Below are 15,933 nucleotides of genomic sequence, written 5' to 3'. Positions count from 1 at the left end.
CACTGATTTTCAATGGACACACAGCTTAATCGACCGCAACACCTGCGCCCACTGCTACGCCTGATGGCCGCGCTCGGGGTGGTTGTTTTGCTGGGCGGCTGCGGTCAGACAGGCCCCTTGTACCTGCCCACACCCGCCCCAGCGCATTCAGCCTCTGCCGCGCCGCGCTGAGGGTTGGCTGCCTCGGTTTGCTGCAATTACTTGCCACGTTTGTTTGCCGCCCTTTTTCGGACGCCTTGATGAAGACCTTGCTCCTCCCTGCCCTGCCTGGGCATCCCCACATCGCCTATGCCGACTCGACCTTGAAGATCGAGCAAGTCACCGCCTCTGCCGTGGCGGCTGAATTCGGCACCCCGACCTATGTCTATTCGCGCGCCTCGATCGAAAAGGCGGCGCAACGCTATAGCCAAGCGGCGCAGGCCAGCTCGGTGCACGTCGCCCTGCGTTACGCGGTGAAGGCGAACTCCAACCTGGCGGTGCTGCAGCTGCTCGCGCGCCTGGGCTGGGGCTTCGACATCGTTTCGGCGGGCGAACTCAAACGGGTATTGGCTGCAGGGGGCGAAGCGGGCAAGGTGGTGTTTTCCGGCGTGGGCAAGTCGGCCGACGATATGCGCTTTGCGCTCGATGTCGGCGTGGAGTGCTTCAACGTCGAGTCGCCCAGCGAGTTGGCCGCGCTCAACCGGGTCGCACAGGCCGCGGGCAAAGTCGCGCGTGTGGCGCTGCGCGTCAACCCGGACGTCGACGCCGGTACGCATCCCTATATTTCCACGGGCCTGAAAACCAACAAATTCGGTATCTCGCAAGATCAGGCTGCGCAACTTGCGCTGCAGACTGCGCAGTTCGAGCAAGTGCAACTGGTAGGCATCGCCTGCCACATCGGCTCGCAGATCACGACCGTCGAACCCTATCTGGACGCGCTGGACAAGGTGCTCGATCTGGTGGAGCAGATGGAGCGCAAAGGCGCGAAAATCGAGCACATCGATCTCGGCGGCGGTTTGGGCATCCGCTACACCGACGAAACCCCGCCGACGCCGCAGGAATGGCTGAGCCCGCTGCTGGCGCGCATCTCCGCGCGCGGTTTCGGTCATCGCACCGTCGTGATCGAGCCCGGTCGTTCCATCGTCGGCAATGCCGGCGTGCTGCTCACGCGCACCCTGTTTCTCAAATCCACCCCGGTCAAGCACTTTGCCGTGGTCGATGCCGGCATGAACGATCTGATCCGCCCCGCGCTTTACTCGGCCGAGCAGGCCGTCGTCCCCGCCGAGCAACGGGAAGGCAGCGCCTTGAAATACGACATAGTCGGCCCGGTGTGCGAATCGGCCGACTGGCTGGCCCGCGACCGCGCGCTGGTGCTGGAGGAAGGCGATCTGCTGGCCATTTTGTCGAGCGGCGCCTACGGCATGGTGATGGCGTCCAACTACAACAGCCGCGGCCGACCCGCCGAAGTCATGATCGACGGCGCCACCGCCACGCTGATTCGCCCGCGCGAAACGCCCGAACAACTCTACGCCAGCGAACGGCTCTTGCCCTGATTGGTGACCTGCTTGCCGACCTGTTTTCCGGTCGGATCGTTGCTCTGATCGTCGCTAGCTCTTGCACGGTGCAGTTGGGCGTGGCGAGCCTGCGCCGCCCGCCAGGCCCACCACAGCCGCAGCCCCAGCAGTAGCGCGAGAATCAGCGCATAGACCGTGGGGCTGGCGGTATTGTTCTTCGCCAGCTTGCCCCACCAGAAGTGGAGCACCGCCACCACACCGATCACGTAAACCAGGCGGTGCAAGGCCTGCCAGCGGCGGGCGCCGAGACGGCGGATCATGCCGTTGGTGGAGGTCAGCGCCAGCGGGGTCATCAGCAATAAGGCGGTCATTCCGGCGAGCACAAAGGGATGTTTGACCACATCGCGCAAGGCCATGTCAACGCTGAAACCGTTGACCAGACCCAGCCACGCGGTGAAGTGCAGCAGCGCGTAGAAAAACACGAACAAGCCGAACATCCGCCGAAAGCGCGCCAGCTCGGCCCATCCGGTGAGCTTGCGCAAGGGCGTGACCGACAGGGTGATCAGCAGCAGCCGCAACGCCCATAGACCGGTGGTCCAGATCACGGTCTGTTCCGGGTTGGGCCCCAGATCGTTGGTCCAGCCGCGCCAGAACAAACCGGCGAAAGGCAGCAGGCACAGCACGAACAACAGCGGCTTGACCGCCCGGCTGCGCAAGACCCGACGCGGCAGAGAGAGCGACGACGCGGCAGTCATGGCGCTCAGAAAAACTTTTTCAGATTCATGCCCTGATACAGGCTGGCGACCTGCGCGCCATAGCCGTTGAACAGTTGCGTGGGAATGCGCGGCGCGAACAGGCCGCCGAAGGCGCCGCCCTGTCCGATCATGCGTTCATTGGCCTGGCTCCAGTTCTGCGGGCTCACGTCGGGGTTGACGTTGGAGTAAAACCCGTACCACTGCGGCACGGCTCGCATCCATGAAGTGACGGGCTGTTTTTCCACCAGCCGAATCTTGACGATGGACTTGCCGCCCTTGAACCCGTATTTCCAGGGAATGACCATGCGCATCGGCGCGCCGTCCTGATTGGGCAGCACTTCGCCATAAAGGCCAAACGTGAGCAGGGTGAGCGGGTGCATGGCCTCGTCCATGCGCAGCCCTTCGAGATACGGCCATTGCAGAATGGGGTCGTTCTGTCCCGGCATCTCCGCCGGGTCGAGCAAGGTGATGTATTCCACATACTTGGCGTTGCCCGTGGGCTCGACAGCCTTGAGCAGGTTGGAGAGCGAATAGCCCAGCCAGGGCACCACCATCGCCCAACCCTCGACGCAACGATGGCGGTAGATGCGCTCTTCCATCGGCGCGAGTTTGAGCAGATCGTCTATGCCGAAGGTGCGCGGCTTGTGCACCTCACCCTCCACCACCACGGTCCACGGCCGGGTCTTCAGACTGCCGGCATTCTGGGACGGATCGCTCTTGCTCGTACCGAATTCGTAGAAATTGTTGTAGGTCGTGACGTCCTTGTATGGCGTCGTCGCCTGCGTGGTGGACAGGGCGGTGTTCTTTTGCGCGGCCAGCGCAGCCAACTTGCCCGGTGCGGGCAGGCCGCCGTGCACAGGTGTTGCGGTCGCCTGCGCACGATGTGCAGTGAGCGCCGCCACGCCTGCCGCGGCGCCGACTCCGGCTGCCGCGAGAAAGTGCCGACGATCTTTATAGACTTCTTTCGGAGTGATTTCCGAAGAATGCGGGTGTTCAAAACCTTGGTCTTGACGCTTGCTCATGATGTGCTCCTGTGCGGCGGGCTGGTATGCCGGTCGATAGACGGCAGATCGGGCGACCTTATTCCATCGCGACAGCGGGTAGTCGCTGCAACACGCCGAACCTTACAGTGCAACGCCATCCCCGCCTGCTCTGAGGGGATTGGGGTGTGAAGGAGGTTTTTCTTCATGGCTACTTCCAATAAAAAAGGCCCCGAAGGGCCTTTTTTACGTCGCTAGTTCATCTCACAGCTTGCCGTAGGAATGCAGGCCCGAGAGGAACATGTTCACGCCGAGGAAGGCGAAGGTGGTGACCAGCAGGCCGGTCAGCGCCCACCACGCGGCAACCTGACCGCGCAGACCCTTGATGAGACGCATGTGCAGCCATGCGGCGTAGTTCAGCCAGACGATCAGCGCCCAGGTTTCCTTCGGGTCCCAGCTCCAGTAGCCGCCCCAGGCCTCGGCGGCCCACAGCGCACCCAGAATGGTGGCGATGGTGAAGAAGGTGAAGCCGATGGCGATGGACTTATACATCACATCATCCATCACTTCCAGCGAGGGCAGATGCGAGGCGATGCGACGGCGGCCATACAAAATACCGGCCACGATCAACGCCGAGACACCGGCGAACACGCCCCAGTACTCGGAGATGCCGCCCTGACGGAACACCAGCGGCTCGAAGAACATGACAAAGCCGATCAGCCACAGCGGCGTGAGCTTCCACAAGGAAGTCTCGTTGGCATGGGTCTTGATGAGGTAAGCGAAGCCGACCATGGCCGCGATGGCGAAGGTGCCGTAGCCGATGAAGTTCGCCGGGACGTGCAACTTCATCCACCAGCTTTGCAACGCAGGCACCAGCGGCTGAATTTCATAGGCGTTCTGCACCATGCTGTACCACAGCAGGAAGCCCACCGCCGCGCTGACCACCAGCATGGCGAAGGCGCCCATGCTGCGGGTCTTGTATTTCTGTTCGAAATACAGATACAGAATGGTGGTCAGCCAGGAGAACAGCACGAACACTTCGTACAGGTTCGACAGCGGAATGTGGCCGATATCCGGCCCGATCTGATAGCTCTCATACCAGCGCATCATGGTGCCGACCAGCGCCATGGTGATGCCCACCCAGGCCAGACGCGAACCGAAGTACTGCGAGAAATTGGACTGCCAGCCCTTGGCGTCGCGCACCATGCCGTCGCCGCCGCCAACCATCGCCCCGCCTCCGCCGGCCAGCGCCATGCCTGCTGCGGTATTCTGCGCCGGGCCGGTGAACATGCCGAACCAGTAGGCTGCGGTGCTCAGGAACATCAGGAACGCCATCCACAGAATCGCAGACTGGCTGGCGAGGAAGTACTTGAGGAAAAACACCTGTTCACTGCGCGCCAGCACGGCGTGCCCATCCGGCCCCTGATACAGCCAGATGCCGAAGAGCGACAGGCCCGTGACGACAAGCGCCAGGTTCTTGATGGCCGTCCACCCCCATCCGAGGAACATCAACGTCGTCGTCGCTCCCAGGAAAATGAGCTTGACGTAATAGTTCATGTTCTGGCCGTACTGGCTCAGCACATACGCATCACCACCGGCGATGAGCAGTAGAAAAATCCAGTCATACATGGTGCGTCGGCGCAAGTAAGCACCGATGCCGTTCTGGCGCGGAGGTTCCGAACTCTTGGAGTTCAGTGGCAAGCTATGGGATTTGCTGGCAAGTTCCATGGCGGGTCCCTATTCAGGTCGAGGCAGTGTCCGGCGATTGTGCTTTCGCCGGGTCGGGTGATGCTACGCCCAGACTGGCTGTGCGCAGTGTTTCAAATTCCTTCTTGTATTCCATGGTGCGACGGTTGGTGCTCATGGCCATGAGGGTATCGCTGCCACCGTCTTCCCGGTCTTTCACCAAAAACCAGACGCGGCGTTCACGGATGTAAAGCATGGCAAATACGCCAAGAATGAGCAAGACCGCGCCGGTATAGACCACAACCTTGCCAGGGGCGCGCGCCACCTGGAAGATGCTGGCCTGGATCTGCTTGTAATTGGTCATCTGCAGATAGAGCGGCGACGGATAGAAAAAGGTGTCGGACAGGGCGAGTACGGCCGAGTCGAAGAATTTTTCATGCGCCGGGTCTTGAGTGACCGGCTTTTCTCCATGATTTTCGCGGCTGATCTGCCAGAGCTGCCACAGCGTGCCGTTCAGAATGCGCACGAACACGTCGGACGCCTGCTGCTGCTTGTCTTGCGGCACGGCGGCTTCGAGATACTGCGCGAGCGCGGGCAGGCCGCCGGGCGCCTGAACCACCGGCTTGCCGGTTTTGGGATCGTTGGGAATTTCACCCGCAAAAATATCCAGCGTGCGCGAGGCGGTTACCAGGAGTTGATTTTTCAGCTCGGCAGTCGCGTCTGGCGGCAAAGACGCGGCGACGTACTGGGCTGCGGCCTCCTGACGATCTTTCGAGTTGAACAAGGCAGCGCGGAACCGCATCCAGCCGTCGATGGAATCATTGCTGTCGGCCGGTATGCGCAGATATTTGTAACCCGCGTCGAGCGAACCGCGCTCCCCGGCGAGGAACACCTTTTCGCCATTGAGCTCAACCGGCAACATGTAGTTGAAATACTCGTGCGCCTGACCCGAAGCATCGCGAATCTTGTAGATCACTGCGGGGCCGATGTTCTGCAGATGCCGCTCACCCGGCGCAGCCACAGGTGCGCCCAGGTGCCGATCGAAGCCGGACATGAAGGATTGCTCCTTGGGTTTGACGCCGGTCATCTGCGCCGGGCTCATGTCCTGCACGTTGAAGATTCGCAGTTCGGTGAACTCGACCTGCATGCTCTGCGCCCCATTGCTGAGCTGGCGATCCGAGCCCACGGTGCCGGTCAGATCGAAGGTCTTATCGCTGGGGCCGTGCATCGGCCAGGCCTTGAGGAACAGTTCAGATCCGCCATCGGCGAAGCCCGACTGGAAAATGGTGACGCCGTCATACGTCAACGGATGGTTGACCTCGATCTTCGCCGGAAAGCTCTTGCCCGTGCGGGGATCGGTGATCACCACATCACTGGCGAACAAGCGCGGCATGCCGGTGGAATAGAAGTCGATGTTGAATTTTTTCAAATGGATGTTGAACGGCAGCGGCTGCAGCAACACGCCGTCGCCCATGCTGAGCACCGCCATATTCGATTCGCCGCCATCGGGAATTTGCAGATTGCCGCGAAAGGTCGGGTTGTGCACCGACAGCTTGTTGATCTCGGGCACCTGCGACAACAGCATATTGGCCTTGAGCGGCTCTTTGCCGAACATCCACATCTGCGCCTTGATCATCATGTCGCCATCGAACAGCGCACCTACGCAGATCAGCACGAATGCGGCATGCGCCAGCACATAACCAATGCGGTTGATGCCTCCGGTCTTCGCAGCGATCATGGTGGCGCCCGCACCGCCCTCCTGCGCCGCAGGACGCTCCTGCACCTTGAACTTGTAGCCGTGGCTCTTCATGACGCCCGTCAAATGCGCCACGGTGGCCGCGCGGCCATCGGTGAACGTGGTTTCGCCGCGCTCGTGGAAGTGGCGCATGCTCTGCTCGCGCATCCCCTCTTTATAGGTCTTCAGATCGGTGATGATCTTGGGCGTATTGCGGATCAGGCACAGGCTGGTGGACACCACCAGAAAGGTCAGGATCAGCAGGAACCACCAGGAGGAATAGACGTTATACAGCTCGAACTTGCGGAACACTTCCGCCCAGAACGGCCCGAACTGGTTGATGTAATTGTTGTAGGGCTGTCCCTGGGTGAGCACCGTGCCGATGATGCTGGCGACGGCGACGATCACCAGCAGCGCAATGGCAAAACGCATCGACGAAAGCAGTTCGACAAAAGCGCGCCAGGCGCGTGAGCCGTGCTGCAGCTCCCAGCCGGAGGTACTCAGAGTGGTGTTGGGAACTGGCGATGGGGTGGCAGACATACGGTGGGAAACTAGGCGCAGCGAACGATGAGCGATCGATGGGAAATCGGTAGGCCGGACTTTGATGAATCAGACCACCCAGCGGCGCCCCGCAAAAGGGTAGGTGGACAGCATCGAAGACAGGTATGACAAATGCAATAGCTTGAAAAAATCAACGAATTAATATAACAAAACAGAAAAACCTCAAATTTGATATCCCACAGGCCAGAGGTGTCATGCGCCAAGCTGGGGCAGCGTGATTTTCCGCGGAGCGAGCGGCCGTTCGTGCCGGGTCATTTCAAGCCAAACCCAAGCCATCTAACCCTGACTCTCACCCTTGGTCTCGCCGTAGGACAGAGCATGCCCGGCGGGCGAAAGTTCCGGTAACAGAGCGTATCGGTCGCCTTTCGGCTGGAGCGCGGCCCGATTCAGCGCGGCAACTCGGACGGAGCGCGCAAGCCAGCCGCATACTCGGCCACGGCGGTGATCTGCTTGTCGGTCATGCGCGAGGCGATGTCGTGCATTTCCGGGCTATTGGTGCGGCGGTCGTTGCGGAACATCTGCAGTTCCATTTCCAGGTAGCCCTGCCACTGCCCGCCGATACGCGGATAGCGCGAAGGCATGCCCGCGCCGCCTGGTCCATGGCACGATACGCACGCCGGTACGGCCCGGTCGGGAATGCCCGCCATCCAGATCGCCTGGCCGAGTTTCAACTCTTTTTTGTCGGCAAAGGCCACCCCGGGCTTGAAGGTCTGGCGGCTGTAATACAGCGCGACATCTCGGATTTGCGCGTCGGTCAGCGTTGCCGCCATGCCATTCATGATGGCGTTGACCCGCGCCGGGTGTTTGGCGCCCTTGGCGATGCGATAGTCGTGCAACTGCTTGACAAGATAGTCGGCATGCTGGCCGGCCAGTTTGGGAAATTCGGTCGAAGTGGCGTTCCCGTCGATGCCGTGGCAGGCAGCGCAGGTCTGCGCCACCTTGGCGCCCGCCTGAAGCTGCGCCGGCGTGGGCGCGGGAAAGGAAGTTTCGCTGACGCTGGACGCCGTAGCCGCCGGGGCGTCTGCGCCCCACGATGGAGCAGACACCAGCGACAGGCCGGCAAGAGTCAAGACAACGCGCACTGCAACCGAAGGGGTAGGCATGAAAGCGATCCATCAGAAATTCGCCCGCGCCGGACTAACAGTGACAAACAGCGACAATGCACTGCGCCGCGCGGCTCGGACACCGGCGAGAGCGCAGCCCTTTGCTGCACCCGGCCAGCCTGTTTGCACAAGATGGCGCATCCTACCGATACATAAGTTATGGCGAATATAGGGAATTCCAGCAGGTCAACCCCCCCGCAGGTGCGTTTCAGCCCCTTGCTCCACAGTGCGCGCTTTATGGTGACGAGTTCTTCGATGGAGAACCTGCCCGTTACCGGGCTGCCCGAAATCGCTTTTGTCGGCCGCTCCAACGCGGGCAAATCCACGGCGATCAACACCCTGTGCCAGCAGCGGCAACTGGCGTTCGCCTCCAAAACGCCCGGCCGTACCCAGCACATCAATTTTTTCGCCGTCGGCCCTAAAGACTCACCCAGCGGATTGCTGGTCGATCTGCCGGGCTACGGCTATGCGGCGGTGGCCAAAACCGACAAAAAGCGCTGGCAGTTGTTTCTCGCCCAGTATCTGGCCGAGCGCGGGCCGCTGGTCGGGCTGATTCTGCTGGCCGATTCGCGCCTGGGGCTGACCGAAACCGATCTGAGCCTGCTGGCTTTCATGGCCCCGGCCAGCGTGCCGCTGCATGTGCTGCTGACCAAGGCCGACAAGCTCAACCGCCAGGAGGGACAGCGCGCCGCGCAGGCGGCACGCGATCAACTCGCGCAGCACGCGCAGGCGGTGGGCATGACGGCGCCGATTTCGCTGCAACTGTTTTCAGCTACCAAGCTGTCGGGCGTTGAATCGGCGTCGCAACTCATTGAAAGCTGGCTTGAGGAGGCTGCGCGGCCGACAGAAGGTTCCGAATCCGACCGGCAGTCCGGCGCGGCGAGCGGCCTCACGGCCGACCCAGAGTGAGATAGAAGTTGACTTTCTGCCCTGGCGCCTTGCCGAGGCCGAAATACACCGGGCCCAGCGGCGTATCGGTGCCGAGATACACACTGGTGCTCGAACGCAGATCGCTCAGGCTGACCTGCGCGCGCTGCGCCCAGGTGTTGCCGCGCTCGTAGGCCAGACCAAGATAGGCGGCGCCGCCAAACAGTCCGGGCGTGACCAGTTCGTAGCGATAGCCGATGCGGCCATAGATCAGATAGTTGCCGATGAGCTGGCCCTCGCGATAGCCGCCCAGCGCGTCGAAGCCGCCGAGCGAGAGGTAGTCGAGATTGAGCAGCCCGGCGCGGTCGCGGAAGCTGGCCACCCGGGCCGCCACCTCCACGGTGTGTCGCCCGAAGCTGGCGACGTCCTGCCCGGAAAGGTCGATGCGGTCGTAATTGGCATCGCTGCCCAGCGCGGTGCGGGCGAAAAACAGCTCGCCCCGCCCGCTCCAGCCTTTGCGGGGAAAGTAGGCATGATCGAGCCGGTCGGCCAACACCAGCAGCCGCATGCCGCCTTCGCGCAGCAGGGCGCTGCTGTTGTTCAGCGGCGGCGTCCCAAGCAGATAGGTGCCGTAGATGTTCGCCCGACTCAGACCGGCGCGCAATTCGCCATAGTCGCCCAGGGGCACGCCCAGATCCAGGCCCACGCGCTGCGTGGTGAGGCGGTAGCGCAGCACGGGGTTGTTGCCGGAATACACATCGACGGGCCGCGCGTCCAGATCGAGATAAGGTGAGACGAACAGCCAGCCACCGCGCGTGATGGGCTGGTACAGCTCGGACATCCAGCGGTTGCGCCAGCCGATCTGCAGATCGTTACGCCACTCGCCGCCCAGACTGTTGAGCCAGGGCCGCCGCTGCGAGAGCTGCAGCGAAAACCGCGACTGGTTGCGCAGATCGGTATAGAGCCCGAGCCCGAAGCGCAGATAGTTGGGGCCCCAGGGCTTGTCCTGCAGGCGATATTCGAGCACCTGTCCGCGCCGACCGGAGACCAGGCGGTAATCCACCCGCGAAAAATCGCCGCTGCCGAAGAGACGATCGACATCGGTGCGCACTTTGTCGAACTGCAGCGGCTCGCCGGGCTTTTGCTCCAGCCGGGCTTTCAAGGTTTGATCGATGCCCGCAGACAGCCCGCGCACTTCCACCCCGGCCAGCGGCGCGTTGAACTGCAACTGCGCCACCAGCGACTGCGCCCGGCGGGCGAAGGCGTCGCGCCACTGCGCGTACTGCGCGGGCGGCAAGGCCAGCGGTTCGAGCTGCGCGCGGGCGGCCATCACCGCGTCATAGCCGATTTTGATGGCGCGGTCGCCGGCCTGAAAATCGAGCGAGGACAGGTCGCCGAGGTCGGGCGAGATGAGCACGTCGCCCGGCTTGAGCGTGGCGATCTGTGCGCGGATGTTCTGCTCGATCAGAATATTGATCATCTGCGAGGTCAGCCCGACAATGTTGTCGAGCGATTCGCGCGACGCCAGCGGCGTGCCGATATTGATCGCCACCACATGCTGCGCCCCCATGTCGCGCGCCACATCCACCGGCAAGTTGTCCACCAGTCCGCCATCGCCCAGCAAGGCACCGCCAAACTCGGTGGGCGGAAACACCCCCGGCACCGACATGCTCGCGCGCAGCGCCGTGGCCAGCACGCCCTGCTGCAGGATGACCTTCTTGCCCGTCACCATATTGGTCGCCACGGCGCGGAAGGGGATCGGCAGATCGTTGAAATCGCGCACGGTCAGCGCGGGCAGGGTGAGATTGGTCAGCACCTGCTCAAGCTGGGTGGTGTTGACCGCCGCGTTGGGAAACTGCACCTGTCCGTGATCGCTCAACCCGAACTCGATGCCGCCGGGCATTTGCTCGTCGGCCCGTTTGCGGCGGAAGGCGAGCCCTTCGCGCGCCGGGCGACTGGAAAGCACGCTGGCCCAGTCCATGCCCGAAACCTGACTGCGCAGCACATCCACCGACACGCCCTCGGCATACAGCCCGCCGATGATGGCGCCCATGCTGGTGCCGGCGATGCAGTCGATCGGCACGCGCAGTTGCTGCAAAGCCTGTAGCGCGCCAATGTGCGCCAGCCCCCGCGCCCCGCCGCCCGAGAGCACGAGACAGGTCTTGCCGGGCACGACGGTGGGTGCAAGCGCGGGCGCGGAAGGTGTTTGAGCGGCGGCAGGCAGCAGCGACAAGCCGCCGACGACCAGCACCCCGATCAGGCACGCAGCCGCCGCGCCCCGAATCCGCCTGTAGCCTGGAAATTGCCGCATGCGAACTTTCTCGGCCCTTACCTGGCACTCAGGCCAAAGCGTTTCCGCAAGAGCCGCAAAACCGATCTTCCGGAGCCGTCTGCGCGCCACATTGCGAACAGAACCGCTCTTTCAGAGAAGGCGTCGTCGAGGCAGATTCGGCCGCCGGCGCGGCGGGCATCAGCCCCAGGGCCTGGGCGGTCGCCGCGGGCAGCACCGCGGCCGACTCCGCGCCGCCGCCGAGCAACTGATTGAACTTCCCGATATGCGCCGCGCGCTCCGCATCGAGGCTGGACTGCGGCGCGATCAAAGTGGGGCGCTCCTGGCCAAAGCCGCGCAATTCGACCGCCATGCCCCGCGCCACGTCGGGCAGCCCGCGCATGGCCAGCACCTGTCTCGGGCCGGTGCGCTCGAACAGCACGGTGTCGATCTCTGACGCCCAGACCCGCAAGGTCATGGCCTCGATGTTGATGACGTCTTTTTCCGTCTTGAGCCGATCGGCCAGCACATTGCCCATTTCCATGCGCGCCGATTCATAGCTGCCCTGAATATCGACCCAGATCACGGTGGAACGAAAGTCGTAGCGCCCCCACAGGGCATGCGCACTGCGCAGCGCATACACCGCCGCCACACTCAGCCCCAGGGTCAGCATGACCCAGAAAGACAGATCGCCGCCCTGCAACAAGGCGTGGGCTAGGCCATAAGCGCCCACCGCAACGATCACCATCAGCAGCGCAAACCAGGCCGAGAGCAACACCAGCCAGCGGAACTGCGGCAGCGCCATCGCATGACTCAGACCCGAGGGCGTGGCACGCTCGCGCGGCATCGGCTGGGTTTCTTCCACCAACTCCAGCCGGAACTGGCCCTGACGGCCCTTGACCTCGGGCGATTGCCGCAGATAGTGCCGGTTGGGAATGGCCTCTTTCCAACGCTCCATCAGCATGCGGTCGACCTGTTCCATCAGCTTCGCCGGGTGCGAGTTCATGGTGCACACCTCGGTGGTCTGCGCCGACCCGACGGACTGCGGCGGCGGCCCCATCTGCTCCTTCAAGGTCGCCAGCCCCAGCGCCGTCGCCACGAAAGCGGCAATGGCGCTGAAAAACAGCGCGCTGTTGATCTGCAATTCTGGCAATGCTGGCAACTGCGCGCTGAACAAGGCCAGCAGCACCGGGCCGATCACCGCCGCCACCACCAGCAACACCAGCAGACCGATGCTCAGCTTGGCGTTCTGCACCGTGTTCGACTGGGCGGTGAGATTGCCGCGGATCATGGGCTGGAAAATCACCAGATAGCCGAGCACCAGATAAAACAGGCCCAGCCAACTTGCGGTCAGCGCATTCGAAAACACCAGCAGCGCCAGCGCCATGCTGACGATATAGGCCGCCAGCGCCACCCCGTTCTGCGCCAGCCGGTGCGCTGCGGCGCGCACCGCATAGGGCGCGAAAATCAGGTTGGGCATGAAGCGATACAGCGGGTTGCTGCCCGGGTCTTCAAAAAACACCGCCCCGTTGCGCAGCAACTCGCGCACCTCCTGCCCGGCCGTGCTGGAGCCGTCCTGACCTTCCGGGATTTCGGGGGCCAGGCCGCGCGGCAAACCGCGCCCGACAAAATAGTTGAGTTGGCTGAACGCCCGCCACATCCAGGCGATGCCACCCGACAGCAACAGCACGGCGAGCACCAGCGCCGAAGCGCCACGCGCATCGATTCCCGCCTGCAAATGACCGCGCACCTGAAACAGCACCACCAACCCCGCCACTAGCAACGCCGCTGCGGCAAAATAGAGAAACAGATTTTCGATGCGGTAGGGATTGGGCAGGTTCAGCGCTTGACTTCGGTCGGAGAATTCGTAACTCATAATGATGGGTTGGATGGGTGTTGGCAGGCGATTTTCTGGCTTCCCTGGCTTCAGGGACCGTGTTTACTTGAGCCGATAACCGCAGCTACCGCAAAACACATCGTCCGGCTGCACGGCGGCGCCGCAGGCCGGGCAATGTGTGGTGTCGGCCGACTGGGCGGGGGAAGTCGGCTCCGGTGATGGAGCGGGAGGTTCGGCCGGAGGAGCCGACGGAGCCGGGGGCGGCGGCGCGACAGGTGCGGGGCGTGGCTTGTAGTCGTCGAGCTTCTGTTTGAACTGGGCCAGCTTCTGCCCAATCTGCTCAGACCCATCCGACTCCACGCCTTCACTCACCGCCCGGTACACGAAGATCATGCCCAGCACATAGATCAGGCTCACCACCGACCAGGCGAGAAACCACACCAGGCCGATCGACAGGCCCGCGCCGCCCATGCCCGCGCCGCCCAGCGCCACTCCTTCCATGCCGCGCATGCCACCGAAGCCACCGAAGCCCCCCATACCGCCCATACCGCCGAAGCCCCCCATGCCCATGCCGCCGAAACTGCCCGCGGCAAAAAATCCGCCGACGAACATGCTGCCCACGAACACCACGGCAAAGATGAACGCCACAGCCGGGAACACCAGCAGCCCCAGTACCAGAAAGTGCATGAACACTTCCAGCGGCCGCTGGGTGACGATGCCCACGGCGCGCGACAGGCTGGCGATGAAGCCCTCGCCATGCCAGACCGCCGCAATCATCAGCGGCCCGGCGAGCAGCAGCACGGCGTAAGCCAGCGCCACCACCACGACCAAAGGCCCGCCGAGGAGAAAGCCGAGAAACCCGCCAATGCCCGGAATGCGGCCGAACAGCGACAGCAGATAAGCCGCCAGCAGAATCACGGCAAACCCCAGGCCGAGCAGAATCAGCAGCCCGATGACATAGAGCGCCGCCTGCACCCCGCCCAGAAACGCCGGGGCGAAACCGCGGATCGGCTGGTCATACGCCTGATCGACCAGCATCAGCCCGCTGGCATTCATGCCCACAACGATGATGATCGTGCCGAGCAGACTCATCAGCATCGTCACCGCGTAACTGCCCGAGCTCATGCCCGCCGCCGCGCCCCCGCTGATCGCCAGCCCGCCGAGCACGAAGCTGCCCGCCAGCATGGCCAGCGCGCGCCAGTTGTGCAGCGCCTCGTAGCTGCGCAGCAGCACGCCGAGGTTGTTGGTGGTTTTCACGGTCATGATGTCCTCCCTGGACGGTGGTGAAGTTTGGTCGGGTCAAACCCGGTACACGCTCTTACGGATTGTTTTGTTCCGACGAATTGGGGCATTCGGGAATCTTGCCCCACAGCGGATCGGGCGACAGCGGCGCGCCGCAATACTTCCAGCGCGTTTCCTGAATGCAGAGTTGCTGGGTGAAAAAATTACCCTTGGTCTGACAGGCCGCAAGCGCGGCGCGCAGGGCTTCGACCCGTCCCGTCGGCTTGGGTGGTGCGGCGTGAGGCACGGGCTCTGCGACGGACGCGGGGGCCTGCGTCGGCTGAGGCGCTGGCGCCGCAGGGCGCGCAGGCGCAGCAACGGGCGCAAAGGTCTCCGGCTGGGCCTGACGCTGCGGCACCGCCGGAGCAGGCGTGGCCGTGCTGGGCTTGCGCACGACAGGCTCAGGCTTGGGTGCGACCGCAGGCGGCGGCGGCGACGCCGCCGGTGTGGTCGGCACGGCCTGCGACGCTGGGGCAGGCGCGGCCGCAGCGGTGCGGGATGCACTCGCCGCCGTTGACTGAACCGGGGCCGACGCCGCAAACGCCGCCTCGCTCGCACCTACGGAAGCGCCCGTCTTGTCTTGCTGCGGAGGTTGCATCGACCACCACAGCCCTCCCCCGCCTATGAGCAGCAGCGCAATCACGCCCGTGGCGATACCGCCGATGAGAAACGCGTTGCTGCCCTTCACCGGCTGCTGGGCGCCTTGGCCGCGCCCGGATCGAGGCGATTGATCGGGCGAGGCACTGCTGCGGGGCGGCGGCGCGGCGCGGGCCGCCTGTGCACGCTCGCGTATTTCCGCTTCCAACCGGGCCGTGGCGGCAAGGCGCTCGGCCTCGCGCTGCGCGCGCTCACGCTGCGCGGTCTGTTCGGCTTCTCGCGCAGCCGCAGCCGCGGCGGCTTCTGCTTCTTTCTCCGCCTGCTGCTGCTTCGCGCGCTGCAGTTGCGCCTGTGCCTGCGCTTGCCGATCAGCGGCCTCCTGAGCCTGTCGCTCGGCTTGCCGCCGGGACTGCTCGGCCTCGGCTTCGGCCCGTCTCGCCTCTTCAGCCCGGCGCGCCTCTTCGTCTCTCAAGGCCTGTGCATCGCGCTGCGCCTGAAGTTGCGCCGCCTGAAGTTGCTCCGCCTGCTCGGCTTGCTGGCTCGCCTCATTCTGGGGATGGGGGGCAGCGGCCTCTGGGGGCTGCATCGGCTTGACCTGAGTCGGCAACAACGCGCCGCACTGTCGGCAAAACTTGGCGTCTTCTTGATTCTGCGTGCCGCATTGGGTACAAAAACGTGGCATGTTGGCCCCCAGATCGAAATGGCAACGATCTTAGCGAGAGCGTTGACAGCTTCATGCGTTTTCCATGACAAAAAAGCCCGCCATCCT

The 15,933-nt window shown here is 63.5% G+C and carries 12 protein-coding genes; 3 read left to right on the top strand and 9 right to left on the bottom strand.

The genetic code is table 11. The features are described 5' to 3' along the window. The first annotated feature begins 12 nt into the window (after positions 1-12). A complete protein-coding gene (locus tag BIO17B3_RS19485) occupies positions 13-171 on the top strand; it encodes a lipoprotein (RefSeq protein WP_156054476.1) in 159 nt (52 codons plus the stop codon). 68 nt (positions 172-239) lie between these two features. Further along, positions 240-1,532, top strand: a complete 1,293-nt coding sequence (gene lysA, locus BIO17B3_RS13855) for a diaminopimelate decarboxylase (RefSeq protein ID WP_156054475.1) — start codon at positions 240-242, stop codon at positions 1,530-1,532. Here the strand turns inward: lysA and BIO17B3_RS13850 are convergent. From BIO17B3_RS13850 to BIO17B3_RS13830, 5 genes are all read right to left on the bottom strand, one after another. Next, positions 1,505-2,248, bottom strand: a complete 744-nt coding sequence (locus BIO17B3_RS13850) for a sulfite oxidase heme-binding subunit YedZ (RefSeq protein ID WP_156054474.1) — start codon at positions 2,246-2,248, stop codon at positions 1,505-1,507. The genes lysA and BIO17B3_RS13850 overlap by 28 nt on opposite strands. Before the next feature lie 5 nt (positions 2,249-2,253). Beyond that, positions 2,254-3,270 (bottom strand): protein-methionine-sulfoxide reductase catalytic subunit MsrP, encoded by a 1,017-nt coding sequence (gene msrP / locus BIO17B3_RS13845; protein ID WP_156054473.1) that lies wholly within the window; start codon positions 3,268-3,270, stop codon positions 2,254-2,256. A 222-nt stretch (positions 3,271-3,492) separates the two neighbouring features. Continuing rightward, positions 3,493-4,857 (bottom strand): c-type cytochrome biogenesis protein CcsB, encoded by a 1,365-nt coding sequence (gene ccsB, locus BIO17B3_RS13840; RefSeq protein ID WP_049774714.1) that lies wholly within the window; start codon positions 4,855-4,857, stop codon positions 3,493-3,495. 112 nt (positions 4,858-4,969) lie between these two features. Continuing rightward, a complete protein-coding gene (locus BIO17B3_RS13835; protein ID WP_013104905.1) occupies positions 4,970-7,189 on the bottom strand; it encodes a cytochrome c biogenesis protein ResB in 2,220 nt (739 codons plus the stop codon). A gap of 407 nt (positions 7,190-7,596) precedes the next feature. Beyond that, positions 7,597-8,313: a cytochrome c gene (locus BIO17B3_RS13830; RefSeq protein WP_156054472.1), complete on the bottom strand. Its 717-nt coding sequence runs from the start codon at positions 8,311-8,313 to the stop codon at positions 7,597-7,599. A 216-nt stretch (positions 8,314-8,529) separates the two neighbouring features. Between BIO17B3_RS13830 and yihA the strand changes: the two genes are divergently transcribed. Further along, positions 8,530-9,222, top strand: coding sequence for a ribosome biogenesis GTP-binding protein YihA/YsxC (yihA, locus tag BIO17B3_RS13825; protein ID WP_156055296.1), 693 nt, complete (start codon positions 8,530-8,532; stop codon positions 9,220-9,222). On the opposite strand, the gene BIO17B3_RS13820 is transcribed toward yihA, so the two are convergent. The 4 genes from BIO17B3_RS13820 to BIO17B3_RS13805 form a co-directional block, all read right to left on the bottom strand. Further along, entirely contained in the window at positions 9,203-11,491 is a 2,289-nt protein-coding gene (locus BIO17B3_RS13820) for a patatin-like phospholipase family protein (protein ID WP_156054471.1), read from the bottom strand. The two genes, yihA and BIO17B3_RS13820, sit on opposite strands and share 20 nt — an antisense overlap. A gap of 28 nt (positions 11,492-11,519) precedes the next feature. Next, the gene (locus BIO17B3_RS19255) at positions 11,520-13,325 is read right to left on the bottom strand and encodes a zinc ribbon domain-containing protein (protein WP_232054298.1); all 1,806 of its coding nucleotides are present in this window, start codon (positions 13,323-13,325) and stop codon (positions 11,520-11,522) included. A gap of 63 nt (positions 13,326-13,388) precedes the next feature. Further along, the gene (locus tag BIO17B3_RS13810; RefSeq protein WP_156054470.1) at positions 13,389-14,549 is read right to left on the bottom strand and encodes a zinc ribbon domain-containing protein; all 1,161 of its coding nucleotides are present in this window, start codon (positions 14,547-14,549) and stop codon (positions 13,389-13,391) included. Between the two features lie 55 nt (positions 14,550-14,604). Further along, positions 14,605-15,846: a zinc ribbon domain-containing protein gene (locus BIO17B3_RS13805; protein WP_156054469.1), complete on the bottom strand. Its 1,242-nt coding sequence runs from the start codon at positions 15,844-15,846 to the stop codon at positions 14,605-14,607. Positions 15,847-15,933 lie beyond the last annotated feature (87 nt).

Source organism: Thiomonas sp. OC7, assembly GCF_900634595.1.
GTDB lineage: Bacteria > Pseudomonadota > Gammaproteobacteria > Burkholderiales > Burkholderiaceae_C > Thiomonas > Thiomonas arsenitoxydans.
Note: the sequence above shows the minus strand (reverse complement) of the source record. Positions and strands in the feature narration are given on the sequence as shown.